The sequence below is a fragment of the Curtobacterium sp. MCBD17_003 genome (assembly GCF_003234885.2).
In the GTDB taxonomy this organism is placed as follows: domain Bacteria; phylum Actinomycetota; class Actinomycetes; order Actinomycetales; family Microbacteriaceae; genus Curtobacterium.
The window spans coordinates 132,309-147,013 of record NZ_CP126275.1 but is presented as its reverse complement, the minus strand read 5'-3'; the positions used below and the strand labels follow the sequence as shown (position 1 = coordinate 147,013).

Annotated in this window: 18 protein-coding genes; 11 read left to right on the top strand and 7 right to left on the bottom strand. The window is 66.7% G+C overall.

Annotation, left to right across the window (positions count from 1 at the left end; genetic code table 11):
* The first annotated feature begins 66 nt into the window (after positions 1-66).
* From DEI88_RS00760 to DEI88_RS00735, 6 genes are all read left to right on the top strand, one after another.
* Positions 67-732: an SDR family NAD(P)-dependent oxidoreductase gene (locus DEI88_RS00760; protein WP_111072021.1), complete on the top strand. Its 666-nt coding sequence runs from the start codon at positions 67-69 to the stop codon at positions 730-732.
* A gap of 19 nt (positions 733-751) precedes the next feature.
* Positions 752-1,525 (top strand): glucose 1-dehydrogenase, encoded by a 774-nt coding sequence (locus DEI88_RS00755; protein ID WP_111072020.1) that lies wholly within the window; start codon positions 752-754, stop codon positions 1,523-1,525.
* Between the two features lie 151 nt (positions 1,526-1,676).
* On the top strand, positions 1,677-2,033 hold the full coding sequence (locus DEI88_RS00750) for a cyclophilin-like fold protein (RefSeq protein ID WP_111072019.1): 357 nt from the start codon (positions 1,677-1,679) through the stop codon (positions 2,031-2,033).
* Positions 2,034-2,094: 61 nt separating this feature from the next.
* Complete coding sequence (locus tag DEI88_RS00745; protein ID WP_111072018.1) at positions 2,095-2,946, top strand: SDR family oxidoreductase; 852 nt, start codon at positions 2,095-2,097, stop codon at positions 2,944-2,946.
* Positions 2,943-3,278 (top strand): carboxymuconolactone decarboxylase family protein, encoded by a 336-nt coding sequence (locus DEI88_RS00740; RefSeq protein ID WP_111072017.1) that lies wholly within the window; start codon positions 2,943-2,945, stop codon positions 3,276-3,278. Before DEI88_RS00745 ends, DEI88_RS00740 begins: the two co-directional genes overlap by 4 nt.
* A complete protein-coding gene (locus DEI88_RS00735) occupies positions 3,275-3,676 on the top strand; it encodes a (R)-mandelonitrile lyase (protein ID WP_111072016.1) in 402 nt (133 codons plus the stop codon). Before DEI88_RS00740 ends, DEI88_RS00735 begins: the two co-directional genes overlap by 4 nt.
* Positions 3,677-3,795: 119 nt before the next feature.
* On the opposite strand, the gene DEI88_RS00730 is transcribed toward DEI88_RS00735, so the two are convergent.
* Entirely contained in the window at positions 3,796-4,752 is a 957-nt protein-coding gene (locus tag DEI88_RS00730; protein WP_181441223.1) for an amidohydrolase family protein, read from the bottom strand.
* A gap of 171 nt (positions 4,753-4,923) precedes the next feature.
* Between DEI88_RS00730 and DEI88_RS00725 the strand changes: the two genes are divergently transcribed.
* A complete protein-coding gene (locus DEI88_RS00725; protein WP_258375045.1) occupies positions 4,924-5,457 on the top strand; it encodes a TetR/AcrR family transcriptional regulator in 534 nt (177 codons plus the stop codon).
* A 23-nt stretch (positions 5,458-5,480) separates the two neighbouring features.
* Here the strand turns inward: DEI88_RS00725 and DEI88_RS00720 are convergent, their stop codons facing one another.
* The 3 genes from DEI88_RS00720 to DEI88_RS00710 form a co-directional block, all read right to left on the bottom strand.
* A complete protein-coding gene (locus tag DEI88_RS00720) occupies positions 5,481-5,951 on the bottom strand; it encodes a YbhB/YbcL family Raf kinase inhibitor-like protein (protein ID WP_181441222.1) in 471 nt (156 codons plus the stop codon).
* Between the two features lie 486 nt (positions 5,952-6,437).
* The gene (locus tag DEI88_RS00715; protein ID WP_111072013.1) at positions 6,438-7,289 is read right to left on the bottom strand and encodes an NAD(P)H-binding protein; all 852 of its coding nucleotides are present in this window, start codon (positions 7,287-7,289) and stop codon (positions 6,438-6,440) included.
* Positions 7,286-7,702 carry a nuclear transport factor 2 family protein gene (locus tag DEI88_RS00710; protein ID WP_181441221.1) on the bottom strand — a complete coding sequence of 139 codons (417 nt, stop codon included), beginning with the start codon at positions 7,700-7,702 and terminating at the stop codon, positions 7,286-7,288. Before DEI88_RS00710 ends, DEI88_RS00715 begins: the two co-directional genes overlap by 4 nt.
* Before the next feature lie 82 nt (positions 7,703-7,784).
* On the opposite strand from DEI88_RS00710, the gene DEI88_RS00705 reads away from it, so the two are divergent.
* Complete coding sequence (locus DEI88_RS00705; RefSeq protein ID WP_220038152.1) at positions 7,785-8,366, top strand: TetR/AcrR family transcriptional regulator; 582 nt, start codon at positions 7,785-7,787, stop codon at positions 8,364-8,366.
* A 51-nt stretch (positions 8,367-8,417) separates the two neighbouring features.
* Here the strand turns inward: DEI88_RS00705 and DEI88_RS00700 are convergent, their stop codons facing one another.
* Entirely contained in the window at positions 8,418-8,813 is a 396-nt protein-coding gene (locus DEI88_RS00700; protein ID WP_181441220.1) for an EamA family transporter, read from the bottom strand.
* Between the two features lie 48 nt (positions 8,814-8,861).
* Positions 8,862-9,314, bottom strand: coding sequence for a tautomerase family protein (locus tag DEI88_RS00695; RefSeq protein ID WP_111072009.1), 453 nt, complete (start codon positions 9,312-9,314; stop codon positions 8,862-8,864).
* Between the two features lie 315 nt (positions 9,315-9,629).
* Between DEI88_RS00695 and DEI88_RS00690 the strand changes: the two genes are divergently transcribed.
* The 3 genes from DEI88_RS00690 to DEI88_RS00680 all read left to right on the top strand — a co-directional run bounded on the left by DEI88_RS00690 (position 9,630) and on the right by DEI88_RS00680 (position 14,174).
* Complete coding sequence (locus tag DEI88_RS00690; RefSeq protein ID WP_111072008.1) at positions 9,630-10,217, top strand: TetR/AcrR family transcriptional regulator; 588 nt, start codon at positions 9,630-9,632, stop codon at positions 10,215-10,217.
* Positions 10,218-10,512: 295 nt separating this feature from the next.
* Entirely contained in the window at positions 10,513-11,910 is a 1,398-nt protein-coding gene (locus tag DEI88_RS00685; RefSeq protein ID WP_111072007.1) for an NAD-dependent succinate-semialdehyde dehydrogenase, read from the top strand.
* Positions 11,911-12,167: 257 nt separating this feature from the next.
* Positions 12,168-14,174: an FUSC family protein gene (locus tag DEI88_RS00680; protein ID WP_181441219.1), complete on the top strand. Its 2,007-nt coding sequence runs from the start codon at positions 12,168-12,170 to the stop codon at positions 14,172-14,174.
* On the opposite strand, the gene DEI88_RS00675 is transcribed toward DEI88_RS00680, so the two are convergent.
* Entirely contained in the window at positions 14,171-14,449 is a 279-nt protein-coding gene (locus DEI88_RS00675) for a helix-turn-helix domain-containing protein (protein ID WP_258375053.1), read from the bottom strand. The two genes, DEI88_RS00680 and DEI88_RS00675, sit on opposite strands and share 4 nt — an antisense overlap.
* Positions 14,450-14,705 lie beyond the last annotated feature (256 nt).

The window sequence follows — 14,705 nt, the reverse complement described above, 5'->3', positions numbered from 1 at the left end:
CTCGGCAGCTCCCCCCAGTTGCCGAGGCCCTTCACTCCTGCCCACAACCTGCGAACGGGAAGCATCATGACCACACTTGCCATCATCGGAGCGGGCCCCGGACTCGGCGCCGCCGTCGCGCGCCGCTTCGGCCAGGAGGGCTTCTCCGTCGCGCTCATCGCCCGGAACCGGACCCGTGTTGACGAGCTCGCCGCGACGCTGACCGCGGAGGGCATCACCGCCGCCGGGTTCACCGCGAACGTTCGCGACCAGGACTCGCTCCGCACCGCCCTCGAGCAGGCCAGCGAGCAGCTCGGCCCGATCGAGGTCGTGCAGTACAGCCCCCTGCCGGCGAAGGAGTTCATGCGACCCGTCCTCGAGACAGTCGCTGCGGACCTCGTCGGCCCGGTCGAGTTCTCCATCTACGGCCCCGTCACCGTCGCGCACCAGGTCATCCCCGGCATGCGCACGCTCGGCGGCGGGACCATCGTCTTCATCAACGGAGCCAGCGCCGTCCGCCCCGGCGCCCGCGTCACCGGGACCTCGATCGCGTTCGCAGGTGAGAGCGCCTACGCGCAGCTGCTCCACGACGCCCTCGCCTCCGAAGGCATCCATGTCGGCCAGCTCATCATCCCGCGCGGCATCGGCGGCGGAGAGCCCTCCCACGAGCCCACCGTGCTCGCAGACACGATCTGGCGCATCCACACCGAACGCGGCGACTTCCGCACCTACGCCGCGGACCTCGACAACTGACCACCATCAGGAGGACAGCATGACCAGCACCAGCACCGACCGGTTCACCGGCAAGGTCGCGTTCATCACCGGCGCCGGCAGCGGCATCGGCCGCGCCACCGCGCAGGCGTTCGCTGCGGAAGGCGCACGAGTCGCCCTCGCCGACACGTCCGCTGACAGGCTGAACGAGACAGCGCAGCTCATCCGCGACAACGGCGGAGAAGCCCTCACCCTCACCGTCGACGTCACCAACGCCGACGACGTGCAGCAAGCGATCGCGGACACCGTCAGCGCGTTCGGTCGCCTCGACATCGCGATCAACAACGCCGGCATCGAGCAGGAGCAGACCCCGACCGCGGACCTCACCGTCGAGGACTGGGACCGGATCATCGCGACCGATCTGCGAGGAGTGTTCCTCTGCATGCAGCAGGAGATCCCTGCCATCATCGCCGCTGGAGGCGGCTCCATCGTCAACACCTCCTCCGGGGCAGGCGTCATCGGGATCGCCGGGCAAGCCGCTTACGCTGCCGCCAAGCACGGGCTGATCGGCCTGACGAAGTCCGCGGCGCTGGAGTACATCGACCAGGGCGTCCGGATCAACGCCGTCGCACCCGGCGTCATCGACACCGCGATGATGGGCCGCGTCACCGGCGGCACCGACGAAGGCCGGCAGACGATGACCGCGCAGGAACCCATCGACCGGATGGGTCGACCGGAAGAGATCGCGTCGGCGGTGCTGTGGCTGTGCTCCGAAGGTGGTGCGTTCACCGTCGGCCACACGCTCGTCGTCGACGGCGGGCAGACCGTTGGATAACCTCCTGCACCGCGCAGCACTCGCACTCCCCGTCGTCACCCTGCTTGGCGTCCTCGCCGCGGGCTGTTCCAGCCAGGACTCTGCCACGTCGTCCGACACCGACACCGCAGGGGCCGCACCGAGTACGGCATCCGCCACCGCGAGCAGCGCAGTGACCACTCCGATCCAGATCCGCATCGGCGACACCGTGATCAACGGGTCGCTGAACGACACCGCTCCCGCACAGGCGCTCCTGTCCCGGCTGCCCCTCACCCTCAACTTCGAGGACCTGAACGGCGAAGAGAAGATCGGGCACCTCGACCAGGAGCTGCCCATGACCGGCATGCCGGCCAGCGACGACCCGTTCCCCGGCGATATCGGCTACTACGCCCCCTGGGGCAACGTCGTCTTCTACTACGGCGACGTCAGCCGCTACGACGGCATCGCCCGCATCGGCACCCTCGAGCAGACAGCCCCGATCCAACGCCACGACGGCGACTTCTCCGCCACCATCCAACGCGCGAACTGACATCGCGCCGCACTCGCGGGGAAACGATCTCGTCTCCCCACAGAACAGAAAGCGTCACCTCATGACTCACCCCCAGGTCTGGTTCATCACCGGAGCAAGCCGCGGCATGGGCACCGAGTTCGCTCGCGCAGCCCTCACCGCCGGCCACCACGTCGTCGCCACCGGCCGCGACGCACAGCGAGTCCTCGATGCGGTCGGCGAGCACGACAACCTCCTCGCCGTTGCGCTCGACGTCACGGATGGGACCGCCGCCACCACCGCGGTCGCCGCCGCGACCGAGCGGTTCGGACGCATCGATGTCCTCGTGAACAACGCTGGCAGCTTCCAGGCCGGCTTCTTCGAGGAGCTCAGCGCGGAGCAGTTCCGCACGCAAATGGACACCAACTTCTTCGGCGCCCTCAACGTGACCCGTGCCGTCCTGCCAGTCATGCGACAGCAGCGTTCCGGTCGGATCATCAGCATCAGCTCGACCGCTGGCGTCGTCGCCAACACTGGCGGCAGTGCGTACTCGGCGTCCAAGTTCGCGCTCGAAGGTTGGATGGAAGCACTCCGCGGCGAGGTCGAGCCGTTCGGGATCTACACCACCGTCGTCGAGCCCGGCTTCTTCCGCACCGACCTCCTCGCCGAAGGAAACTCGACATTCTGGGGCGACGTTCACGTCGACGACTACGCACCCCTGTCGGACCAGGCCAAGGGGTTCTTCCGCAGCATGGAAGGCCAGCAGACCGGCGACCCCGCGAAGCTCGCCCAGACCATCATCAAGCTCGCCGCCATGCCCGAGCCGCCGCTGCGACTCCCGGCAGGCGAAGACAGCGTCGACGGGATCGTGCAGAAGGGTGCCCAGCTCGCCGAGCAGGCCCGCGCGTTCCCCGAGCTCTCCAACGACCTCAACCACGACGGAGCAGCCGCATGACTGATCAGCCGAAGCAGATCGGCGGCGGCCGGAACCTGTTCGGCGACTTCGCTCCGAAGCTTGCAGAACTCACCGATGACGTCCTCTTCGCCGACGTCTGGAACCGACCAGAACTCTCCGCGCGAGACCGAAGCCTCATCACGGTCGCGGTCCTCACTGCCGGCGGGAACACTGAACAGCTCCGCTTCCACCTCGGCCGCGCCGTCGAGAACGGCGTCACCCAGGATGAACTCATCGAAGCCATCACCCATGTGACGCTCTACGCCGGCTGGCCCAACGGCATGGCAGCGATGGGCGTCGCGAAGCAGCTCTTCACACCGGAGGAACAGTGAACATCGAGCCCGCAACACCAACTTCGAAGAACCCGCCGGAGCAGTTCGCCGGAGACGTCTGGCTCGACCCGATCGCGCTTCCCCACGAAGACGGCCAGCACATGGTCGTTGCGACCGTTCGCTTCGCCCCCGGCGCCCGCACCGCGTGGCACTCCCACGAGAAGGGCCAGTACCTCCGCGTCACCGCCGGTGTCGGCCGCTTCGGAACACGCGACGGTCAGATCATCGACGTGTACCCCGGCCAGACGATCTACACCCCGCCCGGCCAGGAACACTTCCACGCCGCAGCCCCCGAAGTGTTCATGGAGCACATCGCGATGCTCGAGAACGGTGATGATCCCGCCACCACCACAACGTGGCTCGAACACATCACCGACGACGAGTTCAACGGGCGCTAACCCACACCACCACAACGAGCGAGACCTCTGCACAATGCCGAGGTCTCGCTCGTCTCATTTGACGATCCCTCATCGGGCATCGGTTGTGTGGGTAGCGTCGAGACCTGCTCGACGTACGGTCACGCCGCTGCGATGCGATCACCAAGGCGTGGGAACAGGGTGAGTGCGCGCCGGGTGATCCCGGTCACGTCGTCTGCGTGGAGCACGGAGGAGGTTCGTAACCTGGTGAGATTCTCGGCAACGGACTCGTCATTGGTGCAGGGCACTCCGGAGTCGCCGCCGTAGACGATGTGTTCGACGGGGACCATCTGCAGTGCGGCCGCGAGGTTCGCGTCCGTTCCGGACGCTGCGGTGTCGAGGAAGAGCTGACCCATCTGCGCGCGCAGCTCCTCCGACGTGACCTGGTTGGGGTTCGACACCCACGGCTCCGTGCCGATGAGGCTGATACGTCCCGACAGTCCGGGGAGTGCGCCGCCGCAGTGCGCGAGGACGAAGGTGATGTTCGGGAATCGTGAGAACACCCGGGCGTAGAGCATGCTCGTGATCACTCGTGCCGTCTCGAACGTGACCTCAATGAGCGGCGTGGGCAGCCCCAGCTGGGATGGGATGGACGTGTCGGGGTGCACGAACACGACGCTGGCCGTGTCGTTGAGTTCCTTCCAGACCGGTTCAAGGCGAGAGTCGGCCATGGTGACGGCGTTGTAGGTGGTGCTCATCGCGAAGCCGTCGGCATCGAGCTCGGTCCGCGCCCGCCGGATCTCCCTCAGTGCGAGGTCCGGGTCGTCGTTGGAAAGCGCTGCGAGGAGGCCGAAGCGATTCGGGGTTGCTGCGACAACGGTGGCGCCGTACGTGTTGCTCGCCACGAGGGCGTCGTGCCTCGTCGGGACTGTGCTGAGCAGCTGCATGCCGATCCCGTTCGCGTCCATCGCGCCGATGGCCCGTTCCGGGGACCACACGTGCGGCGCTGGCGCCATGAAGTTGTCGGCGCGCATCGCGCGCCAGGCTGCCTCCCGGACGTCTTCTGTGGTCGGCGCCGTGAAGTGGGCGTGGATGTCGATCAGTGCATGGTCGTTCACAGGAACTCCTCCAGGGTGCAACGTCGAGACCAGAAGCCCCGCCGCTCAGCGTAGTGCCACTTCGTGACACTACGTTGCGCCATTGGATGGCGCAACCCTTCGTGGACTGCGTATGCTCGGGGTGTGCCGAGGAGCGGGAAGGAAGCGCGTGCCCGACTTCAGGCGGCCGCGTTGGAGCTCTACGCAGCGAAGGGGTATGACGGGACGACGACCGCCGAGATCGCCGCAGCCGCGAACGTCAACCTCCGCACCTTCTTTCGACACTTTCCCGACAAGCGCGAAGTGCTGTTCGGCGGCGAGGAGCAAGCACGGAACGCGTTGGTGGATGACATCCTGGGTGCGCCGGCAGGCCTCGGGCCGGCGGAAGTACTGCGTCGCGCGTTCACACACGCGGCGGAAGCGCTGCAACACGACGCGGACGCTGCTCTCGCCCGGATGAACGTCGTCGCCGCCACTCCTGCGCTGCGGGAACGCGATCTCGCGAAAGCGGCGATGCTCACAGAGGCGTTAGCTTCGGCGCTGCAGCACCGCGGTATCGCGGCCGCGGTGGCTGACCTTGTCGCGGCTATGGCGTGGGCGACGTACCAGCACGCTGCGGTCGCATGGATCCGTGATCCGAACCGACGTCTGACCGACCACCTCGATGCCGCGTTCGATGACCTGGCCGCCGCGGTATCGACGATCACTCCGCGATCCGACGGCTGAGGCGGAGAACACTCCAGAAGGATTCAACCGGTCGCGCCGCGTTCATCGACGCCAACGAGCCGGCCACGTGCAATGACGTGACCCGCCGCTCGTCGCAGCGCGTCCGTGGCCGTGGTCAGATGATCGAGGCGGATGCCGAGGGCGGAGAGCTCGAAGAAGTAGCGGTGGGCCCCGTGCCCAGGAAGCGGTCCTGGGCCCTGATACCCGGTGCGACCAAAGGCGGCCCGAGCGAACTGGACGCTGGCCGTCGGAGCGTTCAGGTCACCTTCCGACAGTCGCTTCGTTCCCGGATCAAGAACGGCGAGCGTGTGCACGAGTGGTCGGGGCAGCGGTGCGTCGATGTCTTCCAGGACGATCATCAGTGCCCGGATGCGTTCGCCGTCTACCCCATCCCAGTGCAGTGACGGAGAACGGTTCTCCCCCACCCCCGCACCCCGGTGCGCCGCGGGGATTGGCCCGTCCGGGGTGAACACGTCACTTCGGAGCGTGATCACGTCAGGAGCGTGCAGCTCCGGACGATTCCACACGCTGTGCCGCTCGCCAGCGCGGAACGGACGGAGGAAGGACCCAACACGCACCGCGCAACCGTATCGCCGGGCCGGGCACGGACGCACCGCCACGCGTGATGGTCACGACTTGCGGCGTCGATCGCTCGGGTCGGGGCTGCGCGTGATCGACGTGGACCATGATCCTGTTGACGTTGTTGCGGTTGAGCCCGAGCAGACGCCCGAGGTCTGCCTGACTCAGGGGACGGCGAGCTCCGACTCGAAGCCTCCATCAACAACCTCTGAAGCGACGAGAAGGGGCCGGCCCGGTTTGCTCCGTGCCGGCCCCTTTCGCGTTCCGGAAGACAACTCCGGATCATCCTTCAGGCCAGGCGTCGAACGCTGCCAAAGTGGTCATCTCCGAACCCAGCACGATCACAAGCCGAGGTCTTCCCGAAAGGACAGGTCCGGATGCAGACGGCATCGGATCACCGATCAGTCCTTGAACGCAGCGCGCTCGTCGCGGACGAACTGCGCGAGGCTCCTCGGGGTCTGGGCCGTGATGCGCTCGACCGTGTCCGTGGGCTGGTTGTCCGAGTAGGTCGCGTCTGCGTGTGCGAGCGCCTTGGCGAGAGCAGGGGGCATTCGCTTGGAGAGGTGCTGAGCGAGCTCTGATTCGGCGACATGCTCGGTCCGCACTGTTCGGTGTAGCTCGCGCCCGATGATCGATGCCACCTCCTCCGCGGTCAGCGCTGCGGGTCCGGTCAGCACAAGTTCCCCGTTCAGCGGGATGGTCGCCGTGAGAGCGGTCACGGCCACGGCCGCGATGTCACGCGCGTCGATGTAGGCGATCGTGCCTCTCATGGACGCAGTACGGAGCGCACCCTCGCGAACCATGGCCGCGAGGTAGTGATCGGCGACGAAGTCCTGCATGAACCAGGTTGGGCGGAGGACGGTCCATTCGGCGAACGACGCCGCGACGGCGTCGTACACCGCGCCGAGCCCGCGCTCTCCGGCGGCCACGGGTTTCGCGCCGAGAAGAACTGCGCGGCGGACGCCTCGCTCATGCGCCGCGGCGAAGAAGGGTTGCATGACCCGCGCCGGGTCAGCGTCTCGCGGCGGCGCCACCAGGTACACGGCGCTTGGCTGGGATTCCTCGAGCGCACGGATCGTTGACGCGGGGTCGTGCCAGTCGAACTGCACCGACGCGGCAACGGACCGGGATGGGCCGCCGGCACGGGTCGCGAGGATCGGGGTGACGCCCGGACGTTCGATGAGCTGACTGACGACGTGGGAGCCTGTCTTCCCCGTTGCGCCGGTGACCAGGATCCGTTCCGGGCGGGTCATTCCGCTGCTCCTCTGGAGACGAGGCGACCACCCTGCGGGTTCCAGTAGTCCCGGTACTTGCTCACCTTTCCCTGACGCAGGGTGACGACCGCAATGGACGACGTGTCCCGGTCGACGTGTTCGCCGGTCGGCTCACCGTGGGTGCCGCGGACGGTCAATTCGATCACGATGACACCTGGAGTCTCGGTTCGATGCATCGTCAGCGAGCGGATCGAGCGGTCGGACGCGGCCGCGGCGATCGAGCGGAGGTAGGTCGCAGCGTCTCCCCTTCCATGGATTGTGCGGGTCCTGCCCTCGGGGGCGAACGGGAACTCGAACTCGACGTCATCGGAACACATGTCCAACCACCGTTCCAGATCGCCTCCGGCGAACGCCCGCAGCGCGTCCTCAATGTCATCGACAGCGTCGCTCATGACGTGCCACCTCTCCTCTACAATCGGACTGCTAGTCCGGATCAGCATACGGACCGTCGGTCCGTTTAAGCAAGGAGTGGATGTGTCGGAGCTGCGGTCTGACGCGAGGCGGAACGAAAAGATCGTTCTCGATGCGGCGCGCCTGCTCTTCGAGCAGGCAGACTCCCCCTCCGACGTCTCAATGGACCGGATCGCCGCCAGTGCCGGTGTCGGAAAGGGAACTCTGTTCCGCCGATTCGGGGATCGGGACGGGCTCATCCGCGCGCTGCTCGCCGAGCGCACTGTTCCACTCCTCGTGGCGATCGAGACGGGTCCGCCGCCACTTGGGCCCGACACTCCCCCGGCGCAACGGTTGTCAGCGATCATCGAAGCCATCGTCGATGCGAAGATCGACTCCGTCACGCTCAGCCTTGCGCACGAGAGCGGCACGACCAGCCCTTACGCCGTCGCGGGCTACGGAGCAGTACACGAAGCGGTCGCATCGTCGCTCCGACAATTGCGGATCGAGGGCGACGCCGGCATCGCCGCGCATCTCCTTCTCGCCGCGACACGAGCCGACCTGATCGCGGTTCTGGTGAGGGTTGAACAACGCACTCGTGCGGAGATCGTCGACGCGATCACCCGCCAGGTGTCGGCACTGGTCGATCGACCGACGCGAAGCTGACCGTCAAGCCAGTCTCGGATGATGCAAGCGGGCACCCTGCGCCCATCAGGATCAGGACCACGCCATTTCGTGGTCCTCATCATTGCTCTCCCGGGCGCCAGTAGGTGATGTGACGGCCATGAAGTTCGCAGCGACGATGACGAGGAGCGCGATCCACTGCGACGGGGTGAGGTGCTGGCCGAGCAGGGCGAGCCCGGAGACGGCAGCGAGGACCGGGTTGAGACTCGAGACGATGCCGAACACAGCCGGCGGGAGGTGTCGCAGCACCACAACGTCCGTTGCGTACGGAACAACCGAGGAGAGCAGCCGCGCCCCGGCACACAGCGCCGTCGCCCTGAGGTCGAACCGCCCCTCGACGAGCAACACCACGAGGACCGGCAGGTACGCCACCGCCACCGCACTGCTCGCGACCGCCGCTCCAACGCCAGCAGCGCTGGCGGCACGCACGATTCGTGCGTGCCGCCAGCGCCGCTGCAGTGAAGCGTGTTGGGACCCTCAGGCGCGGATTGAGGGGGGCCAGGCGAAGTCGGCCGGGACGCTGTTCGGGTCGAGTCGGTCTGCGGGGACACCGTTGGCGTACGTGACGATCCCGTTGCCCATCGACCAGTCCGCCGGCTGGACGGTCTGGAGGTTGAAGAAGACGTCTTCTCTGCGCAGGTGGAGCTTCTCGTGGAGCTCGGTGACGACCGCCTTGTAGAAGTTGCCCTTCTGCTCCGGGGTGGCGACGTCGAGGAAGATGAGCTGGATGAAGACGACGTTCTCGGACCGGTAGATGCCGAGGTAGTCGGGGTCGGCAATGAGGTTCTCGGCCTTGTGTTCGTTGATGACCTGGAAGCGGTCCTCGGGGACGCCGAGGTGGATGCTCATCTGCTCGTAGACGACGTCGGCGATGGTGCGCTTGTATTCGGCGGACTTTCCCTCGAGAAGGTCGATTCGTGCGAGCGGCATGGGGTCTCCTTTAGTGGTGAGGATCCGGGTCGGGATCCGGCCTTCGATGTGAGCCGCGGTGGCTACTGAGTACGACCATACACGAGCGTAGACCGGTCGTATAGCGAATATGAAAAGATTTTGGAATGGCGGTGGCCCTGCCATCTGGCGGGCCAGGACTCGGAGCGATCGGATGGTTGGGCGAAGGTGCCTCGGCCGGCGACAGCGGCGAAGGGATGGCCTGCGATGGTCGTAATCGCGCGTCTGGGAGGGCATCTCCCCCCCCCCCGGCGAGATGGCGTAGACGACTGGTCTGCTCGGGTGTAGGATGTTCGGATGCCTGTTCAAGAAATCGACACCCGTCAGAGGATCCTCGACACTGCCGAGCAGATCATGTCCCACAAGGGCTACGCCGCGGTCGGCCTGAATGAGGTCCTCAGTGCCGCGGGCGTCCCCAAAGGGTCCTTCTACCACTGGTTCGGGTCTAAGGACGCGTTCGGTGAGGCCCTCATCGAGAGCTACTTCGAGCACTACCTCGCGGGCATGGATGAGATCATCGCGAGACCCGCAAGCGGGGCCGACCGGCTGAGTGCTTACTGGCATGACTTCTACGACATGCAGGCCTTCAACGAATGCCAGGGCAGATGCCTGGTCGTGAAGCTTGGGGCCGAGGTCGCGGACCTCTCGGAGACGATGCGGCGGGCGCTCATTGTCGGCACCTCCGGCATTGCCAAGCGCATCGAGCGCATGATCGAGGACGGCGTCGCGGACGGGTCCGTGACGATCGATGTCGCTCCGAGCGAGCTCGCTCTCGACCTCTACACAGGGTGGATCGGGGCGAGCGTCATCGCGAAGATCAACCGGGCGCCTGAATCGCTTGACCGAGTGCTCGCAATGACGCACCACCGGCTGCACCTGTCCTGAGCGCAGCGCTGCGCAGACGCGAAAGCCCCATCGCACTGACAGCGGTGGGGCTTTTTGCCGAACGGCCGGATCGCCACCGAAGGTCAGCACTGGGACGCGAACATGATGGCACCGCCGTCGATCGCCTACTCGGGCGGCTGGAAGGTCTTCGGGTCCAGGAGGACGTCCGCGGCGGGGGTTCCACGCGGTTCCGCGGCGGCAATTTCTGAGAAGCCCGGCAGGAACAATACGACCGGTCTAATGACGCGCTAGGGTCGGTTCCACGAGTTACTCACCGACACAAGGAGCCATCACCATGACGATCACGCCTATCAGTACTCACAAGGCCACCTCGCGGAACCCCTCCACCGGTGACTTCATCGCTGACTACCCCTTCCAGACGCCGGACCAGGTCGAGCAGATGCTTCAGCGGAACACCGCTGCCTTCCGGCAGTGGCGTGACGCCTCCGTCGACGAGCGAGTCGCCACCTACCGCCGCTTCGCGAGCGTCCTCCGCAGCGAGTCAGACACCCTGGCCGGGTTGATCACGGCCGAGATGGGGAAGACCATCGGCGAAGCGCGCGCGGAGGTCGAGAAGAGCGCTTCGGCGATCGAGTGGATCGCCGAGAACGGCCCGGCTCTCCTCGCCGACGAGCACGTCGAAGTCGACGACGCCGACGTCTACGTCTCCTACCTGCCCATCGGTACCGTTCTCGGGGTCATGCCGTGGAACCTCCCGATCTGGCAGGTCATCCGCGCAGCCGGTCCGATCATGTTCTCGGGCAACGGCTTCATCCTCAAGCACGCCCCGAACGTGATGGGTTCCGCCTACGCGCTGCAGGCGGCGTACGAAGCTGCCGGGTTCCCGGAGGGTCTGTTCGCGAACCTCAACGCCGACAACGACACCACCGCCGGTGTCATCGAAGACCCCCGGGTCGCAGCCGTGACGCTGACCGGCAGCACGCGCGCCGGATCAGCGGTCGCCGGCACGGCGGGCCGCGCGCTGAAGAAGAGCCTCTTGGAGCTCGGCGGATCCGACGCGTTCATCGTCCTCGCCGACGCGGACATCGACGCCGCAGTCGAGGCCGGCATCAAGGCACGCTTCTCGAACACCGGCCAGGTGTGCTTGGCTGCGAAGCGGTTCCTGCTCGAGGAGCCCATCGCCGAGGAGTTCCTCAGCAAGTTCGTCGCGGCCGCTCGGGCACTCACAGTCGGCGACCCGCTGGACCCCTCCACGTTCCTGGGCCCGATGGCTCGCGCCGACCTCCGCGACGAACTGCACGGTCAGGTGCAGCGGACGATCGATGCGGGCGCAACCCTGCTGCTCGGCGGTCACAAGATTGACGGACCCGGCAACTTCTACGAGCCCACGATCCTCACCGGGGTCACCCCGGGCATGGCCGCGTTCGATGAGGAGACCTTCGGCCCGGTCGCCGCCGTCACGGTGGTCGATGACCTCGAGCACGCAATCGCCCTCGCCAACACCAGCGATTACGGCCTCAGCGGCAACGTGTGGACCAATGACATCGCCAAGGCCCAGCAGATCGCACGTCGACTCGAGACCGGCGGCGTCTTCATCAACGGCTTCTCGGCATCCAACCCCCGCGTTCCCGTCGGAGGCGTCAAGAACAGCGGATACGGCCGCGAGCTCTCCCACTTCGGCATCCGCGAGTTCACCAACGCGCAGACCGTCTGGGCGACCTCCACGAAGTGAGGACCTGATCGCGGTTCGGTCAGAAGGGACGTCCGGGCGAAACCGGCCCGCGTCAAGCCATGAACGACAGGACGGACAGCATGGATCCAGCACGAGGTGAAGAGGCTCGGCCCGACCCCGCGGGCTCCGTTCGGTGGCGTGAAGCAGTCCGGGTCCGCGGATGGGGAGGACTCCGAGGAGTACGTCGCCGTCGACCGGTGAGCAGCAACGGGTCCCGTCGGTCGGACCACCGCACGCGTGTGTTCCGCAGAGTCCCCATGTCGGCGTGGCGGCGCGCGATCCGGGTAGCCGTCGTCGCGCCGGCCGCGTTCGCCGTCGCCAGCGTGTTCCTCCCGGCGGATACTGCGCTGTTCGCCGCCTTTGGGTCGATCATCCAGATCGTGTTCGTCGACTTCGCCGGCCCCGCACGACTTGCCCGGACCCTCGGCGTCGCTGTCGCGACCAGCGCGCTCGTTGCCGTCGGTGGCCTCCTGTCCGCTTCGGCCGTCGCCGCGACGATCCTCGTCGGTGTGCTGGCGTTCCTCATCGCCTACGGCGGTATCGCCAGCACCAGTCTCGCGTTGGCAGCCTCGCCGCTGTTGCTCGCACTCACGCTCTCCGCAACGGTCCCCGCGGACGTCTCCGACGTGCTCCCGAGAGTCGCGGCGTGGGGGACCGCCAGCGTCCTCGTCATCGCAGCGAAGGCTGTCATCCTGCCGACGGCAACAGACGATCCCCTCCGGACGAAGACCGTCGACGCTCTCGACGCGATCCTCCGGCACATCCGGACCGGGCAGCCGCAGCGGGAGGTCGAGGTACTCCGTCACGCGTACCTCACTCATCCACGTCGACCGGATGGCTTCCGGCCGGGGCGGCGCCGGCTCCTCCTCGTCATCGACGCGGTCCTCAGCGTCGATGAGGCCGTCGGAGCCGTCGCCGCGTCACCTCACGAACGCCTCTCCGCCGACGAGGAAGACGCCGTGACCGACGCCATCGAACTGGTCCGGACGCGCGTTGATGAAGCAAACCGCAACGATCCGCTCGTGGACATCAGGGTGCGCCTCGAAGACGCTCGAGAGCACCGTGAACGTCGGTCCATTCGCGGAGCCGTCGACGAGAGCTGGCCTGCGCACCAACTCCTCCGTCGGGTCCTCCGTCTGCTCGATGCCGACGTCGCGGCCGACACGGCACGCGGACGCTACGTTCTGGAGGTACTCCGCAGCCACTGGAGCTGGCGCTCGGCGTGGTTGCGCAACAGCGCGCGCACCAGCCTCACCTTGGCAGCGTCGATCGCCGCGGCGAACGTCGTCGGAGCGGAGCACGCGTTCTGGGTCGCGTTCGGCACGCTGGCTGTCCTGCGGTCGAACGCCGCCAGTACCGCTCGGTCCGCGGGGCAGGCGATCCTCGGGACAGTGATCGGCGTCATCGTCGTGGAGCTGCTCCTGGTCGTCGTCCCGCACGCACCCTGGCTCGCCTGGGCGATCCTGCCGTTCGCCCTCGCGGTGATGGCGCTCGCACCCGAGGTGCTCCCGTTCATGCTGAGCCAGGCAGCGTTCTCGGTGGCGATCCTCGATCTGTTCGTCCTCGCTGCCCCGCAACAGCCGACGATCGGGATGGTTCGGTTCGAAGACGTCCTGCTCGGCGTCGGCGTGAGCGCCTGCCTTGGTTGGTTGCTCTGGCCGCGCGGGGTGTTGACGGCGTTCCGCAGCAGTGTCGGTGCAGCCTACGTCGCAGCTGCCGACTACGTCGTGGCGGCAGTCCGCTCCACTGTCGAGGTCACGCCCCCGGGCGACACGTTGCTCCGACGGCGAGCAGCCGTCGCGGCGGGGAGACGACTCGATGACGCGTTCCGTGAAGTGCTCCTCGAGCGCGGCAGTGTCAGTCCCTCCGCCACCGACATGATCAGGCTCATCGTCGCCCCGACCACGGCACGCGAGACCGCCGACGCCGTCCTCGATCTCGGCGCGCACCTGAGGAACGAGCACCAACTCCGGACGAACGACGAGCACGCACGCCGTCTCATCGCCCCCGCAACGGCTTACCGCACAGATGTCCGGAACCGTGTCGGAGGCCTCGAGCGTGATGAGGAGGACCCGGCCTCTGCTACGAACACGATCGAGCCGGCTGGGCTCACGGCTATGCAAGCGCCTGATGACGCAATAACACGACCGATCGAGCGATGGATGACCGCACAGCTGCAGGCGCTCCACGCGGACATGAACGAGGTTTCGTCCTGCTTGTCGGAGACGCTTAAGTCCACGGACTCTCGATCACAGAGACCCTAGTAGCGGCTGTCAGCGACGCGAATGCCGATTGGAGCCACTGCACCAGACCTCGGTCGATGGCCGCGTCCGACGAAATATCGACGCGCATCATCAAACCGAACGACAACTTCTCGATAGCCGCACCCCATCGACGTCTTGCCGCGTCGACCAGCAACCGGCTCGCTCTCGCGTCGAAGCGCCCGATACACCGTGGTGCGGCTGACGCCGAGAACGTCACCGATCTGCGCGACGGTCATGTCCTGCTGCTCGTACAGTCGCCGCGCGGAATCTTGGATTCAGTTGATCGTTGCAACACCACCGTGAATCGGAGTCTTGCAGACGGGATCGAGGCTGGAACAGCGTGCCCGGGAGGCTTGATTTTGGGAGCTACTTCATAGTGCTGGGTATACCCCGGTGCCCCAAACGCGGCTAGTTCTGTGCCAGTGGTCCCAGAGTCCTCCTCGGGCCCTTGGCACACATCTGTGCGCTGGTCTAGATCATCAGCGACACGAAGCGGTGGCGAAGCCCCTCTGCGGAGACTGACGTGAAGGC